Below are 14,351 nucleotides of genomic sequence, written 5' to 3' on the forward strand. Positions count from 1 at the left end.
TGACAGTTACCTGCACGACCACCTTGGGTGTGTGATGTCTTTGTCCAGTTTTCCTGCACAAGGAGCACCCTCGATGAAGAAGCCCGCGCCACCTACTCCGCCCGCTTTGCCTCGCCTGCCGCATAACCCCGAACCTGGGCAACCGACTGATGCAGACGAGTTGGCCCCACCCTTTGTCAGCGACCAGGTGATCCCGCTGCCAGGAGCTGCGCGTGGGCTCGGCATCAGCTCAACCCGGCCTTGGATGACCTTGCATTTACAGCGCTGGACCAAACTCGAGGTAGGTGACTCCTACAAGTTCTATATGGGCAGCGATCACTTTGCCATCGCCTCGGATCAGGTCAGGGATGAGGATCTGGACAAACATCTTTTGCAGTTGGTCATCTTTCCGGAGCTTATTCCGGAAAACTTTATCTATCCCTGTTTTGTCGAGGTCACTCGCAGAGGCACTGACATCCCCAGTACTTCCCCTCGTGAGACCTGGTATGTCAAGACCACTCGCCCGGGCGGGGTCAGTAAAGATCCTGCATTGTCCTATCACACCGAGCTGGTGATACACCTGCCGCCCGACCTGGTGGGCAATGATCTTGACCCCGAACGCGCCAAGGAGAACGTGGAACTGACAATCGACCCCTACCCCAATATCACGGTAGGTGACACTGCCGAAGTGCATTGGAACGGCCATCCGACCAAGCTGCGGATTGATGACGAGCATGTCGCCGGCATCAAGCCCATTACCGTGGTGATCCCTGAGTCAACCATCTATTTGGGCGGCAGTGGCGAGGTCATTATTCGCTTCCGGCTGTATGACAAGGTGTTCAACTATTCCGGTGAGCTGCAGCAGTGGTCGCAGGCCGTCACGGTGGTGAGCAATCTGGATCGTAAACTGCTCCCGGCAGCGCACTTCGTGGTAGGCGGGTACTCCGTCATTGACGTCAATCTCGATATCCATAGTTCAGGCTTCTTCTTGGAAATGGTGGTGCCCAGAAGGCTGCCTGATGGCACGCTGACACCGGCCGGGGCCTTGATTGTCGTGACGTTGAGCGGGGCCGATGCTGCGGGCGCGTCCTTTGAGAGGACCCTGGCGCCGTTTCCGGCGCGAATCGAACTGTCGTCCACCGTCCCGATAGACCTGAAAGACCTCGAAGCAGTGCTCAATGGGCACATGCAGTTCGAATACACCCTGACAACAGCCGGTGGCGCGTTCCTCGCCCGCTCCCAGCGCCGGAACATTACGGTTCATGGTACGAAAAGCACGATGCCGGCGATGACCATCGAGCAGAACGAAGGCGGCAACATTGACCCTGAACATCCCTATATCAAAGTCATCTTTCCGCGCTACACCCCTTACGACCGCAACTACAACGTGACACTGCGTATGGAGGCGGTGCGGTCAGGAGGCGGCCTGGTGTTTTATGAAGAGACCTTATTGGCAGGCGCCGAGCCGCCGCCAGAGCGGTATCGGATTGTCCTCCAGGAAAAATTCGAACGTTTCGTCGGGCTTGGCCCCGTCCGGGTGTTCTACCTCGTCGATAACGGCACGACACAGGTCATGAACCCCGCCATCCAGGCCATACGCAAGTCCGAGGTACTGGAAGTGACCTTTGGCCTGCGCTATGCCGATCTCCCAGCGCCGCAGATGCAATATGTGGACGAGTTCAACAATCTGGACCCGGCGCGCATAAAAGGCGGCCTGGTCCAGGCGACCCTGCCGTACACACGAACGATCCCAGGCGATGTGTTCAAGTGGACCTTGCTGGGGGCTACCAGCAACGGTTCGGCCAGTGACGAGATTTCCCTCAACTCCGCAACGGCGGGCAAACCCGTGTTGTTCAACCTGGATGAGGCGCTGATCGTTGCCAGCAGGAATGGCGAAATTCGCTTCAGCTATTCGCTGGTGCCTGCCAGTGGCGGTGCCACGCGCTACTCGGAAGTGTTGACCGTCACCGTCGGTGAAGCCCTGGACCTGCTGCGGCCGGAAGTGTTGCAAGCCCAGCGCTATCCCGACCAACTGGTGCCCGAGGCCGCGCTGCACGGGGCGACCATTGCCGTCACCTACCCGCAGATGCTGTCCAGCCATCGGGTGCTCGCGTGTTGGACCGGTATCCCGGAGATTGGGACCCATTGTGAAACGAAGGATGGCAATACCTCCAAGACCGTGCACTTTGAGGTGCCCCCAGAGGTGATTGGGGCCAACCTCAATGGCTACGGGCGCTACATCGAGGTGCAGTACTTCGTCTTGTTAGGTGCCCATCAAAAACCTTCGCCGGTGCTGAGCCTGTACCTGCTGGCGCCTGTGCTGCCCCTGCCCTACCTCGAAGGCCATACCACCAGCGTGCTGGACATCAGCCGGTTGATCGGTACCGAACGCGCCATGGTCGAACGCTGGAGCTTTATCAGTCGCTATCAACGGATGTGGTTTGAACTCAGTGGCACGTATGCCAATGACACACCGTTCTACGCTGTGCTGTTCGACGGCGATCTGGTGACCTATACCGGCGAACAGAACGGTATCCAGTCACCGGCACCGGTACTTGAGCTGCGCCAGCTCAAGGATGGCTCGCAATTTCTCATGCGTTTTGGCGCGACGTTCGACCAAACCAACAACAAGTCCAATGCCCTGTGGTTCCCGGAACGCAGGTATACCGTCCAGGCCGTCCCGGCGCAGTTTCCGCTACCCGAATTGATGGGGGCTACCGGCTCTGGCAGCTCGGTGACCCTGTTGCCACTCGTCGCACAGTACGGGGCCAAGGTAAACGCGACGTATAGCCCGATGTATACCTCCGACAGACTCACCCTGGAGGTGGTCGGCGCGCCGGGAGCAGGCTCAGGGCTGATCGGACCAAAAGACGGAGAAACGGATGGAACGGTCACCTTCGACCTGCCGGCGGCGCTGATTGCAGCCAATATTGGCAACCATGACACCACCTTCACCTTGAAATATACGGTCTGGCGCAATGGCGAACTCCGTTCGTCTGCAGTGTTGACCGTTACGCTGAAGGCTATTCCTGCGGCCGAACTGAACAAAACCGTGATCCGTATTGATGAAGCAGCTAACGGCGTACTCAATGTGGACGAGTTGATCGGTGATGCAACAGCAAGGTTGGGGACTTGGCCGTTCATTGCCAGGAACCAGCCCGTATGGCTGCGCCTGATCGGTAACAAACCCGACGGCACGGCACACAACTTGACCCTGCTGGATGGTACCCAGGGTGCACGGGTGAGTGATGGGTGGTTGAATCAAGGGTATCAATTGCTGACGGTACTCAATACCTACCTGAGAGACCTGGGGAACGGCACTCGACTGACAATGCAGTTCAAAGTGGCCCTCAATCACAGTACTGATGAGTGGCAAGCACTTGAGTTTCCCGTGGTTACGTATTCCATATTGAGCCTGCTGATCTCAGACAAAACGCCCTTTACCGGTGGGTTCATGAATGGCTGGATCAGCCAGTACCCCGAACAGAAAAGCATCCAGCGCGAGGCGGACGGCAACTATTACCTGCGGCACGGACCCATGACAGGGGATGGTGTCAGAATCTACAAAATATATACCCCGGTCGACTACGGGTATTATCGAGTCAGGTTCAAATACAGGGTCAACAAGTTTGCAAGCATTGGTGGGCCAACCAGCATGTATATTCATCTGGCTAATTTGACGCGCAACATTACCGTAACAAACCTTAATACATGGAACTATGTCGATGAGTACATGGGTTATTGGAAAGGCGGTAATTTTCAAGCCTCAATCGCGGTTATGAATCCGACAACTGGCGGGGTCTACGATATAGATGACGTCTGGATCCAACAGCGACACTTTCCGGGTTGAGCTACCGCAAACCAGGGGATAGGTGCAATGCACTTATCCCCTGGTTTTTATGCGTTGGCTCACCCAACAGACAGTGCTTTCCGAAAATATCAGGGCCTCACACATGCGGTCACACGCTCGTCAAACTCCAGCCCGACGGGACATGTAAAAGGATACTGAATCCAACGCTGGATCTCTTTGTCATACACACATCGGTAGAACCCCCCGACTCTGTCAGTACTTTTAAAATACCCCGCCTGAGTACAAGGAGGTTCGCGTGGTTCCGGAGGTGGTGTTTTACAGCCCCCGATAAAAACCGCCATAAGTAAGCCCAATGCGATTTTATAGAGGGTGTGGCCTTGGGGATTGACGCGAGAGCAGTTCATAAACATCTCCTGGTTAGGTTTACCAAACTATTAACCCTCTCCTGTTCTTTCCCGTCTACTGTCAGAAATAACAGGTCGCCGCTCCCCTGCTAGATATTGAACGCTTTGCAGCCCAGTGCAAAAAAGTATCACTTCAAGTGCTCCCAAGGATTTGTCACCGCGCCTGCAGAAGGCTGTAATCGACGCACACTCTTCCTGCCGCCTGGGAAGACACAACAACAAAAACTGTCCTTCTGCAGCCCCTGGGCGCAGAAATGGAGTGCGCGATGAATTTCTCAGCAAAAGCTCTGCTTGCCTGTACCTGCATGACCCTCAGCGCCGTCAGCCTTGGCGCGCAAACCCTGACCATTGCCACCGTCAACAACAGCGACATGATCCGCATGCAAAAGCTCTCGAAAACCTTCGAGGCCGAGCATCCGGACATCACGTTGAACTGGGTGGTGCTCGAAGAGAATGTGCTGCGCCAACGCCTGACGACTGACATTGCGACCCAGGGCGGGCAGTTCGATGTGCTGACCATCGGCATGTACGAAGCCGCACTCTGGGGCGCCAAGGGCTGGCTGGAGCCGATGAAGGATCTGCCGGCCTCCTACGACCTGGACGACGTGTTCCCTTCGGTGCGCGACGGCCTTTCGGTCAAGGGCTCGCTGTACGCCCTGCCGTTCTATGCCGAAAGCTCCATCACCTACTACCGCACTGACCTGTTCAAGGCTGCCGGGCTGAACATGCCAGCGCATCCGACCTGGGTGCAGATTGGCGAGTTTGCGCAAAAGCTCACCGACAAGAGCAAGGAGCAATACGGCCTGTGCCTGCGCGGCAAGGCCGGCTGGGGTGAGAACATGGCCCTGATCACCACCCTGGCCAATGGCTATGGCGCGCGTTGGTTCGATGAGAAGTGGCAACCCGAATTCAATGGTCCTGAGTGGAAGGACGCGCTGAACTTCTATGTCGACAACATGAAGAAGTCCGGCCCACCCGGCGCCTCGAGTAACGGCTTCAATGAAAACCTGGCGCTGTTCAACAGCGGCAAATGCGCGATCTGGGTGGATGCCAGCGTCGCCGGCTCGTTTGTCACCGACAAGACCCAGAGCAAAGTCGCCGACCACGTGGGCTTCACCTTTGCCCCGCAGCAGGTCACCGACAAAGGCACCTCGTGGCTGTATTCCTGGTCCCTGGCGATCCCGGCCAGCTCCAAGGCCAAGGACGCCGCCAAGGTCTTCAGTGCCTGGGCGACGTCCAAGGAGTACGGCGCGCTGGCGGCCAAGACCGATGGCATCGCCAATGTGCCGCCAGGCACCCGCGCCTCAACCTACAGCGAGCAATACATGCAGGCCGCCCCCTTTGCCAAGGTGACGCTGGAGTCGTTGAAAGTCGCGGACCCGACCAAACCGACCGTCAAGCCCGTGCCCTACATCGGTATCCAGTTGGTGACCATTCCCGAGTTCCAGGCCATTGGTACCCAGGTGGGCAAGTTCTTCTCCGGCGCCCTGACCGGCCAGCAGAGCGTGGACCAGGCCCTGGCGGCGGCGCAAACCACCACCGTGCGGGAAATGAAGCGCGCCGGCTACCCCAAATAGCCCAGGCTCACCACCGTCAATGTGGGAGCTGGCAAGCCAGCGCCTACATTGACCGCATTCCAAGGCCGATTCTGTTTGCCTCCAATGGGTTCTGATTGTCATGAATACGTCTAAAAGCCGCCTGCGCAACCCCGGCTGGTTCCTGGTCAGCCCCTCGGTGGCCCTGTTGCTGCTGTGGATGATCGTGCCGCTGGGCATGACCCTGTACTTTTCGCTGATCCGCTACAACCTGCTCTACCCCGGCGAAAACCAATTCGTGGGCCTGGAGAACTTCACTTACTTCATCACCGACTCGGGCTTTCTGCCCGGCGCCACCAATACCTTGTTGCTGGTGGGCAGCGTACTGCTGATCAGCGTGGTGCTGGGGGTGTTGATCAGTGCCTTACTGGAGGCCAGTGAGTTTTTCGGCCGCGGGCTGGTACGGGTGCTGCTGATCTCGCCGTTTTTCATCATGCCCACCGTCGGTGCGCTGATTTGGAAGAACCTGATTTTCCACCCGGTGTCCGGCGTGCTGGCGGCGCTGTGGAAGCTGTTTGGCGCGCAGCCGGTGGACTGGCTGGCGCACTACCCGCTGCTGTCGATCATCATCATCGTGTCCTGGCAATGGCTGCCCTTCGCCATCCTGATCCTGATGACTGCCATGCAGTCCCTGGACCAGGAACAGAAAGAAGCGGCACGCCTGGACGGTGCCGGCCCGATTGCGATCTTCTGGCACCTGACCCTGCCGCACCTAGCCCGGCCCATCGCCGTGGTGGTGATGATCGAAACCATCTTCCTGCTCTCGGTGTTCGCCGAAATCTTCACCACCACCAACGGCGGCCCTGGCTACGCCTCGACCAACCTCGCCTACCTGATCTACAACCAGGCGCTGGTGCAGTTCGATGTGGGCATGGCCTCGGCCGGCGGCTTGATTGCCGTGGTCATTGCCAATATCGCGGCGATCATCCTGGTGCGGATGCTCGGCAAAAACCTGACTGACAAGCCTTGAGGGCCGCGCCATGACACTTCAACAATCCCGCCGCCTGCAAAGCCTGTTGCTCGGCACCCTGGCCTGGGCCATCGCGATCGTGATTTTCTTCCCGATCTTCTGGATGGTGCTTACCAGTTTCAAGACCGAAATCGACGCCTTTGCCACGCCGCCGCAATTTATATTCACGCCCACCCTTGAGAACTACCTGCACATCAACGAGCGCAGCAACTACGCAAGCTTCGCCTGGAACTCGGTGGTGATTTCCTTCAGCGCCACCGCCTTGTGCCTGCTGATTGCGGTGCCGGCGGCCTACTCCATGGCGTTCTACGAAACCCAGCGCACCAAGGGCACGCTGCTGTGGATGCTGTCGACCAAGATGCTGCCCCCGGTGGGCGTGCTGATGCCCATCTACCTGCTGGCCAAGAGCATGGGCCTTCTGGATACGCGCATCGCGCTGATCATCATCTACACCCTGATCAACCTGCCGATTGTGGTGTGGATGGTTTACACCTACTTCAAGGATATCCCCAAGGACATCCTCGAAGCCGCCCGCCTGGACGGCGCCACCCTGTGGCAGGAAATGGTGCGGGTGCTGCTGCCCATCGCCAAGGGCGGCCTGGCCTCCACCGTGTTGCTGTCGCTGATCCTGTGCTGGAACGAGGCGTTCTGGTCGCTGAACCTGACCTCCTCGAATGCCGCGCCGTTGACTGCATTGATCGCCTCCTACTCCAGCCCCGAAGGTTTGTTCTGGGCCAAATTGTCCGCCGTCTCGACCCTGGCTTGCGCGCCGATCCTGATCTTCGGCTGGATCAGCCAGAAGCAACTGGTGCGCGGCCTGTCCTTCGGCGCAGTGAAATAACGACCCCTTATAAAAAGGAGGCCCATCATGGCCAACCTGAAAATCAAGAATCTGCAAAAAGGCTTCGAAGGCTTCTCCATCATCAAGGGCATCGACCTGCAAGTGAACGACAAGGAGTTCGTGGTGTTCGTCGGGCCGTCGGGCTGTGGCAAGTCAACCCTGCTGCGCCTGATTGCCGGCCTTGAGGAAGTGACAGAAGGCACCATCGAGCTCGATGGCCGCGATATCACCGAAGTGACCCCGGCCAAGCGCGACCTGGCCATGGTGTTCCAGACCTACGCGCTGTACCCGCATATGAGCGTGCGCAAGAACATGTCGTTTGCCCTGGACCTGGCCGGCGTGGACAAGCAGATCGTCGATAGCAAAGTCAGTGAAGCGGCACGCATCCTCGAGCTGGGGCCGCTGCTGGAGCGCAAGCCCAAGCAGCTGTCCGGCGGCCAGCGCCAGCGCGTGGCCATCGGCCGGGCGATTGTGCGCAACCCGAAGATCTTCCTGTTCGACGAGCCGCTGTCCAACCTCGACGCCGCCTTGCGCGTGCAAATGCGCCTGGAACTGGCGCGCCTGCATAAAGAACTGCAGGCCACCATGATTTACGTGACCCACGACCAGGTCGAAGCCATGACCCTGGCGGACAAGGTGGTGGTGCTCAATAGCGGGCGCATCGAACAGGTCGGCTCGCCGCTGGAGCTGTATCACCAGCCGGCCAACCTGTTTGTCGCGGGCTTTCTGGGGACGCCGAAAATGGGCTTTCTCAAGGGCCGGGTGACCCGTGTCGACGGCCAGGGCTGCGACGTGCAGCTGGAGGCCGGGACCCTGATCAGCCTGCCATTGAGCAGCGCCAGTTTGAGCGTCGGCAGCGCAGTGACCCTGGGCATTCGCCCCGAACACCTGGAGCTGGCGGCACCTGGCGATACCACCCTGACCGTCACCGCCGACGTTGGCGAACGCCTGGGCAGTGACACCTTCTGCCATGTGCTCACCGCCAATGGCGAGCCGCTGACCCTGCGGATCCGTGGCGATATGGCCAGCCAGTATGGCGAAACCCTGCAACTGCACCTGAACCCGGCGCACTGCCATCTGTTCGACACCGACGGTGTTGCCGTGGCTCGCCCACTGCGCGCCGCCGCCTGATTTCGCGAGAACCGTTGATGAAACTCAATAAGCAAAACCTCACGCAACTGGCGCCCGAAGTGCGCCTGCCCGCCTACACCCTCGCCGATACGCGCCAGGGCATCGCCCATATCGGCGTCGGCGGTTTCCATCGCGCGCACCAGGCGTACTACACCGACGCCCTGATGAACACTGGGGTCGGCCTCGACTGGAGCATCTGCGGCGTTGGCTTGCGCGCCGAAGACCGCAAGGCGCGGGATGACCTGGCCGGCCAGGACTATCTGTTCACCCTGTACGAACTGGGCGATACCGACGACACCGAAGTGCGTGTAATCGGTGCCATCAGCGACATGCTGCTGGCCCAAGACGGGGCCCAGGCGCTGATCGACAAACTGGCCAGCCCACAGATTCGCATCGTCTCGCTGACCATCACCGAGGGCGGCTACTGCATCGACGACAGCAACGGCGAGTTTATGGCCCATCTGCCGCAGATCCAACACGACCTGGCCCACCCCGACACCCCCACCACGGTGTTCGGCTTTATCTGCGCAGCCCTGACCCAGCGCCGTGCTGCAGGCATCCCGGCGTTCACGGTGATGTCCTGCGATAACCTGCCGCACAACGGCGCCGTGACCCGCAAGGCGCTGCTGGCCTTCGCCGCGCTGCGCGACGCCGACCTGCATGACTGGATCCAGGCCAATGTGAGTTTTCCCAACGCCATGGTCGACCGCATCACACCGATGACCAGCACCGCGCACCGCCTGCAATTGCATGATGAACACGGCGTCGACGATGCCTGGCCAGTGGTGTGCGAACCCTTTGTGCAATGGGTGCTGGAAGACAAGTTCGTCAACGGCCGCCCGGCCTGGGAACAGGTGGGCGTGCAGTTCACCGATGACGTCACGCCCTATGAAGAAATGAAGATCGGCCTGCTCAACGGTAGCCACCTGGCCCTGACCTACCTGGGGTTTCTCAAGGGCTATCGGTTTGTCCACGAGACCATGAACGACCCGCTGTTTGTCGCCTATATGCGTGCCTACATGGACCTGGACGTGACCCCCCACCTGGCGCCAGTACCGGGCATTGACCTGACCGAGTACAAGCAGACCCTGGTGCAGCGTTTTTCCAACCAGGCGATTGCCGATCAGTTGGAGCGGGTGTGTTCCGATGGTTCGTCGAAGTTTCCCAAATTCACCGTACCAACCATCAACCGCCTGATTGCCGAGGGCCGCGACACTGAGCGGGCGGCACTGGTGGTGGCGGCCTGGGCCTTGTACCTGCAGGGCGTGGATGAGAACGGCGTGCGCTACCGAATCCCCGACCCCCGCGCCGATTTCTGCCAGGAGCTGGTGGCGGATGACGCATTGATCAGTCAGCGGTTGCTGGGTGTAGAAGAGATTTTTGGCACGGCGATTCCCAACTCGGCGGAATTCGTGGCAGCGTTTGAGCGGTGTTTTGCCAGTTTGCGCGATAACGGTGTCACAGAAACCCTGAAACGACTTACCCACTGAAGAAACCCACATTGATCGGGTTTTCACCCTACTGCCTGCTGAGTAACCACCATGACTCGCCAATCTCTGTTTCTGGGCATCGACTGCGGCACCCAAGGCACCAAAGCCATCGTCCTCGATGCCGCCAGCGGCAAGGTGTTGGGCCTGGGCGCTGCTGCACACAGCCTGATCAGCGGCGCCAACGGCCGTCGCGAGCAACACCCCCAGGAATGGCTGGACGCCTTGACCGAATCCACCCACCGCGCCTTGCAGCAAGCCGGGGTGGACGGCCAGGACATTCTCGGCATCGGCGTTTCCGGCCAGCAACATGGCCTGGTGCTGCTCGACGATCAGGGCCAGGTGTTGCGCCCGGCCAAGCTGTGGTGCGACACCGAAACCAGCGCGGAAAACGCCCGGCTGCTGCAACACCTGGGCGGTGAAAGCGGCGCCCTGGAGCGGCTTGGCGTAGCGATCGCACCGGGCTACACCGTGTCCAAGCTGTTATGGACCCTGGAGCAACACCCGGATGTGTTTGCGCGGATCGCCCATCTCCTGTTGCCCCACGACTACCTCAACTATTGGCTCACCGGCCGTGCCTGCGCCGAGTATGGCGACGCCTCGGGTACCGGTTATTTCAATGTGCGCACCCGGCAATGGGATTTGCCGTTGCTGCGGCATATCGACCCCAGCGGGCGCCTGGAAGCGGCGTTGCCAACCCTGATCGAAGCCAATCAGGCACTGGGCACTGTGCTGCCGGCGATCGCCGAGCGCCTGGGGATCAACCCCGGTGCCATTGTGTCCAGTGGCGGCGGGGACAATATGATGGGGGCGATTGGCACCGGCAATATTGCTCCTGGGGTGATTACCATGAGCCTCGGTTCATCGGGCACCGTGTACGCGTTTGCCGACCAACCGAATGTCAGCGCCCAGGCTGCAGTGGCGACATTCTGTTCCTCCAGCGGCGGTTGGCTGCCGCTGATCTGCACCATGAACCTGACCAATGCCACCGGGGTCATCCGCGAACTGTTCGAGCTGGACCTGGTGGCATTCAACGCCCTGGTGGCCCAGGCGCCGATTGGCGCCGAGGGCGTGAGCATGCTGCCGTTTCTCAATGGCGAGCGCGTACCCGCCCTGCCCCACGCAACCGGCAGCCTGCACGGCCTGACCATGACCAACCTGACCCGTGCCAACCTGTGCCGCGCGGTGGTCGAAGGCACCACCTTCGGCTTGCGCCAGGGCCTGGACCTGTTGCGCCAGACCGGCCTGCAAAGCCACAGTATCCGCCTGATCGGTGGCGGCTCGAAAAGCCCGGTGTGGCGGCAGATGGTCGCCGATATCATGGACACCGAAGTGATCTGTACCGAACAAAGCGAAGCGGCAGCCCTGGGCGCGGCGATCCAGGCCGCGTGGTGCCAGTCCGGCGAAAGCCTGCAGGCACTGTGTGCATGCTGCGTCAGTCTCGACCCGGCCAGCCGCACTCAGCCTGTGGCCGCCAGCGTCAAGGCTTACCAGCAGGCCTATGAACGCTATCAACAGCATGTGGCAACCCTTTAAGAGCGAGTAACTATGTATCTGGTGTGTGGCGAAGCGCTGTTTGATTTTTTCAGCCAGGAGGACGCCGGCGGGCAGGCTTCCAAAGTCGATTTCAAGGCGATTGCCGGCGGCTCGCCGTTCAATGTGGCCGTAGGTTTGCGCCGCCTGGGGATCGAGGCCGGGCTGTTCGCCGGGTTGTCCAGCGACTACCTGGGCCAACGCCTGCGCCAGGTGCTCAGGAATGAAGGGGTCAGCGACGAGTACCTGGTGGAGTTTGCCGCACCGACCACCCTGGCGATGGTCGCCCTGGGGGCCAATGGCTCGCCGCAATACAGCTTCCGGGGTGAAGGCTGTGCCGATCGGCAGTTGCAGCTCGAGCATCTGCCTGCCCTCGATGCTCGGGTACGCGGCCTGCATTTTGGTTCGTTTTCCCTGGTGGTGCAGCCGGTCGCCGACAGCCTGCTGGCCCTGGTCCGCCGGGAAAGCGGCAAGCGCTTGATCAGCCTCGATCCGAATGTGCGCCTGAACCCGCAGCCGGATATCGAACTATGGCGCCAGCGCGTGGCCGAGTGGGTACAGCATGCCGACCTGATCAAGGTCAGCGATGAAGACCTGCACCTGCTCTACCCAGGCCAGGCCCCCGAAAGCGTGCTGCAAGACTGGTTGCAGCACCGTTGCCAGCTGGTTTTCCTGACCCGTGGCGGCGATGGCGCGAGTGTGTTCAGTCGCCAGCATGGCAACTGGTCGGCGCCGGCGCTCAAGGTGGTGATGGCTGATACGGTGGGCGCCGGCGATACCTTCCAGGCCGCCCTGATTGCCTGGCTCACCGAACAGCAGTTGGATTGCGTGGAGGGTGTGCGCAGCCTGACCAGGGAACAGATCGACACAATGCTCAGGTTTGCCATCAGCGCTGCGGCGCTGACCTGCGGCAAGACCGGGCCAGACCTGCCCTACCGCCATCAATTGCACGGGTAATCGCGATTAGGGGCGCTCCCGTATTGCCCGGGCCACCCACGCGCCGATCACACCGCCAACCAGGGGCACGAGCCAGAACAGCCAGAGCTGCATCAGGTAATCAGGGCCGGCAAACAATGCCGGCCCGGTGCTGCGGGCCGGGTTGACCGAGGTATTGGTCACAGGAATCGACACCAGGTGAATCAGGGTCAGCGTCAGGCCGATGGCAATCGGCGCAAACCCCGGCGCCACACCGGGGGCAGTCACCCGCATCACGATAAATACCAGGAAGAAGGTGCCCACACTTTCCACCACCACGGCGGCCAGCAGGCTGTACTGCCCCGGGCTTAACGCGCCATAGCCATTGGCGGCAAACTCGCCGATTTCAAAGCCCGGCCGGCCACTGGCGACCAGTGCGAGAATCGCCGCCGCCACCGTCGCCCCGGCGACCTGGGCAATGATATAGGGCAGCACATCCAGCCCCGGCAACCGCCCACCGACCCACAGGCCGACAGTCACCGCCGGGTTGAAATGCGCGCCACTGATGCTGCCCACCGCATAGGACATGCTCAACACGCTCAGGCCAAACGCCAGGGCAACCCCGCTAAACCCAATACCCAGGCCCGGAAACGCGGCCGACAGGATGGCGCTGCCACAGCCGCCAAAGGTTAACCAAAAGGTGCCGAGAAATTCTGCTGCGATTTTTTGCTGCACGCACTACCTCAGCCACTGGCGAAAAATGTGGCGAAACACTAGCAGTGATAGGGGAAGCTGCCGTATCGGATTTGTCTGAGGCATACCTCACAGCGTAGGCTTGGGCCCTTCTGAAACGGCCGAAAGGACTCGCCATGCGCATCAGTTTCCACGCACTCTCCACCTTCACCGCCGTGCTGTGCCTGGCCCTTGCGATTGCCTGGGGAGTGCGGCCCGACCTGCTACTGTGGCTCTGGGGAGTGGAATACACCGATGCCAGCGGCCTGGTGGCGCGACGCAATGCCATGCTGTTCCTCGCAATCGGCATCATGTTTTATCGCTTGCGCCATACCGCCCCGTCACCCACGCGCAGCGCGCTGGTATCGGGGTTTATTGTCGGTTGTCTGGGATTGGCCGCGCTAGGGATTGGCGAATGGCTCAATGGCCATGCCGGCCCGGGAATTCTGCTGGCCGTGGGCACGGAGTTAGTGCTGGGCCTGGGGTTTATCCAGGCCCGCAAACCAACCGTCGGCTGATCAGTAGAGCCTGGCGCCCGCCCTGCGCGGGGCGGGTGCATGGGCGTGTTTGAGATCCTCACGCAACTCGGTGATCAGATTGCAGATGGCACGACTGCTGTCGAGTTTATTGGCCTGGATGCCGGTGACAGTCAGGTCGGTACCATCGTCGTCGTAGATTTTGATGGTCAACGACGCATCCTGGGCCTTGATGCATTCACAACGTCTGGGCAGGAAGCTTCCTTCAATAAGGCCGCGTAACTCCAATTCCGAAAACATGGCTAAACCTCTCCTTTTTTGAGACCGCCAATGAATTTTTATAGCTCTCAATAGTCTGACCGCCGCGTCAGGACGGTTGACTGCACGCCTTGCCAACCCTGGCAGGCGCGTTCAACTGCAAAGCCTACTCCTTGTGCCTGTCGGCGTAGGATCCTTTCCTCATAAGCACCCGCTACC

The 14,351-nt window shown here is 60.2% G+C and carries 12 protein-coding genes; 9 read left to right on the plus strand and 3 right to left on the minus strand.

Annotated elements, in window-relative coordinates:
- The first annotated feature begins 73 nt into the window (after nucleotides 1-73).
- The gene (locus PSH73_RS13010) at nucleotides 74-3,829 is read left to right on the plus strand and encodes a hypothetical protein (protein ID WP_305462661.1); all 3,756 of its coding nucleotides are present in this window, start codon (nucleotides 74-76) and stop codon (nucleotides 3,827-3,829) included.
- Between the two features lie 89 nt (nucleotides 3,830-3,918).
- On the opposite strand, the gene PSH73_RS27025 is transcribed toward PSH73_RS13010, so the two are convergent.
- Nucleotides 3,919-4,200, minus strand: a complete 282-nt coding sequence (locus tag PSH73_RS27025) for a chitin-binding domain-containing protein (RefSeq protein WP_081044227.1) — start codon at nucleotides 4,198-4,200, stop codon at nucleotides 3,919-3,921.
- Nucleotides 4,201-4,460: 260 nt separating this feature from the next.
- Between PSH73_RS27025 and PSH73_RS13015 the strand changes: the two genes are divergently transcribed.
- The 7 genes from PSH73_RS13015 to PSH73_RS13045 all read left to right on the plus strand — a co-directional run bounded on the left by PSH73_RS13015 (nucleotide 4,461) and on the right by PSH73_RS13045 (nucleotide 12,708).
- Nucleotides 4,461-5,771 carry a sugar ABC transporter substrate-binding protein gene (locus PSH73_RS13015; RefSeq protein ID WP_128593054.1) on the plus strand — a complete coding sequence of 437 codons (1,311 nt, stop codon included), beginning with the start codon at nucleotides 4,461-4,463 and terminating at the stop codon, nucleotides 5,769-5,771.
- A gap of 100 nt (nucleotides 5,772-5,871) precedes the next feature.
- On the plus strand, nucleotides 5,872-6,759 hold the full coding sequence (locus tag PSH73_RS13020) for a carbohydrate ABC transporter permease (RefSeq protein ID WP_057436634.1): 888 nt from the start codon (nucleotides 5,872-5,874) through the stop codon (nucleotides 6,757-6,759).
- Between the two features lie 10 nt (nucleotides 6,760-6,769).
- Nucleotides 6,770-7,600: a carbohydrate ABC transporter permease gene (locus PSH73_RS13025; protein WP_057436636.1), complete on the plus strand. Its 831-nt coding sequence runs from the start codon at nucleotides 6,770-6,772 to the stop codon at nucleotides 7,598-7,600.
- 27 nt (nucleotides 7,601-7,627) lie between these two features.
- Entirely contained in the window at nucleotides 7,628-8,731 is a 1,104-nt protein-coding gene (locus tag PSH73_RS13030; protein ID WP_057959457.1) for an ABC transporter ATP-binding protein, read from the plus strand.
- Nucleotides 8,732-8,748: 17 nt separating this feature from the next.
- The gene (locus tag PSH73_RS13035; protein WP_169989685.1) at nucleotides 8,749-10,221 is read left to right on the plus strand and encodes a mannitol dehydrogenase family protein; all 1,473 of its coding nucleotides are present in this window, start codon (nucleotides 8,749-8,751) and stop codon (nucleotides 10,219-10,221) included.
- A 51-nt stretch (nucleotides 10,222-10,272) separates the two neighbouring features.
- On the plus strand, nucleotides 10,273-11,754 hold the full coding sequence (xylB, locus tag PSH73_RS13040) for a xylulokinase (RefSeq protein WP_305462664.1): 1,482 nt from the start codon (nucleotides 10,273-10,275) through the stop codon (nucleotides 11,752-11,754).
- A 12-nt stretch (nucleotides 11,755-11,766) separates the two neighbouring features.
- The gene (locus PSH73_RS13045) at nucleotides 11,767-12,708 is read left to right on the plus strand and encodes a carbohydrate kinase (protein WP_252117343.1); all 942 of its coding nucleotides are present in this window, start codon (nucleotides 11,767-11,769) and stop codon (nucleotides 12,706-12,708) included.
- 6 nt (nucleotides 12,709-12,714) lie between these two features.
- Here the strand turns inward: PSH73_RS13045 and aqpZ are convergent, their stop codons facing one another.
- Nucleotides 12,715-13,401 carry an aquaporin Z gene (aqpZ, locus tag PSH73_RS13050; RefSeq protein ID WP_305462667.1) on the minus strand — a complete coding sequence of 229 codons (687 nt, stop codon included), beginning with the start codon at nucleotides 13,399-13,401 and terminating at the stop codon, nucleotides 12,715-12,717.
- A 134-nt stretch (nucleotides 13,402-13,535) separates the two neighbouring features.
- On the opposite strand from aqpZ, the gene PSH73_RS13055 reads away from it, so the two are divergent.
- Nucleotides 13,536-13,916 carry a hypothetical protein gene (locus PSH73_RS13055; protein WP_057444094.1) on the plus strand — a complete coding sequence of 127 codons (381 nt, stop codon included), beginning with the start codon at nucleotides 13,536-13,538 and terminating at the stop codon, nucleotides 13,914-13,916.
- Here the strand turns inward: PSH73_RS13055 and PSH73_RS13060 are convergent, their stop codons facing one another.
- On the minus strand, nucleotides 13,917-14,174 hold the full coding sequence (locus PSH73_RS13060; RefSeq protein ID WP_057436646.1) for a DUF1652 domain-containing protein: 258 nt from the start codon (nucleotides 14,172-14,174) through the stop codon (nucleotides 13,917-13,919).
- Nucleotides 14,175-14,351: the final 177 nt, after the last annotated feature.

Origin of the sequence: Pseudomonas sp. FP2294 (genome assembly GCF_030687625.1) — a bacterium.
GTDB lineage: Bacteria > Pseudomonadota > Gammaproteobacteria > Pseudomonadales > Pseudomonadaceae > Aquipseudomonas > Aquipseudomonas shahriarae.

Bases quoted from the DNA above. Each gene is read 5' to 3' on its own strand.
- xylB (WP_305462664.1), top strand. From the start codon at position 10,273: ATGACTCGCCAATCTCTGTTTCTGGGCATCGACTGCGGCACCCAAGGC.
- PSH73_RS13045 (WP_252117343.1), top strand. From the start codon at position 11,767: ATGTATCTGGTGTGTGGCGAAGCGCTGTTTGATTTTTTCAGCCAGGAG.
- PSH73_RS27025 (WP_081044227.1), bottom strand. From the start codon at position 4,200: ATGTTTATGAACTGCTCTCGCGTCAATCCCCAAGGCCACACCCTCTAT.
- PSH73_RS13025 (WP_057436636.1), top strand. From the start codon at position 6,770: ATGACACTTCAACAATCCCGCCGCCTGCAAAGCCTGTTGCTCGGCACC.
- PSH73_RS13055 (WP_057444094.1), top strand. From the start codon at position 13,536: ATGCGCATCAGTTTCCACGCACTCTCCACCTTCACCGCCGTGCTGTGC.
- PSH73_RS13010 (WP_305462661.1), top strand. From the start codon at position 74: ATGAAGAAGCCCGCGCCACCTACTCCGCCCGCTTTGCCTCGCCTGCCG.
- PSH73_RS13015 (WP_128593054.1), top strand. From the start codon at position 4,461: ATGAATTTCTCAGCAAAAGCTCTGCTTGCCTGTACCTGCATGACCCTC.
- PSH73_RS13035 (WP_169989685.1), top strand. From the start codon at position 8,749: ATGAAACTCAATAAGCAAAACCTCACGCAACTGGCGCCCGAAGTGCGC.
- PSH73_RS13020 (WP_057436634.1), top strand. From the start codon at position 5,872: ATGAATACGTCTAAAAGCCGCCTGCGCAACCCCGGCTGGTTCCTGGTC.
- PSH73_RS13030 (WP_057959457.1), top strand. From the start codon at position 7,628: ATGGCCAACCTGAAAATCAAGAATCTGCAAAAAGGCTTCGAAGGCTTC.
- PSH73_RS13060 (WP_057436646.1), bottom strand. From the start codon at position 14,174: ATGTTTTCGGAATTGGAGTTACGCGGCCTTATTGAAGGAAGCTTCCTG.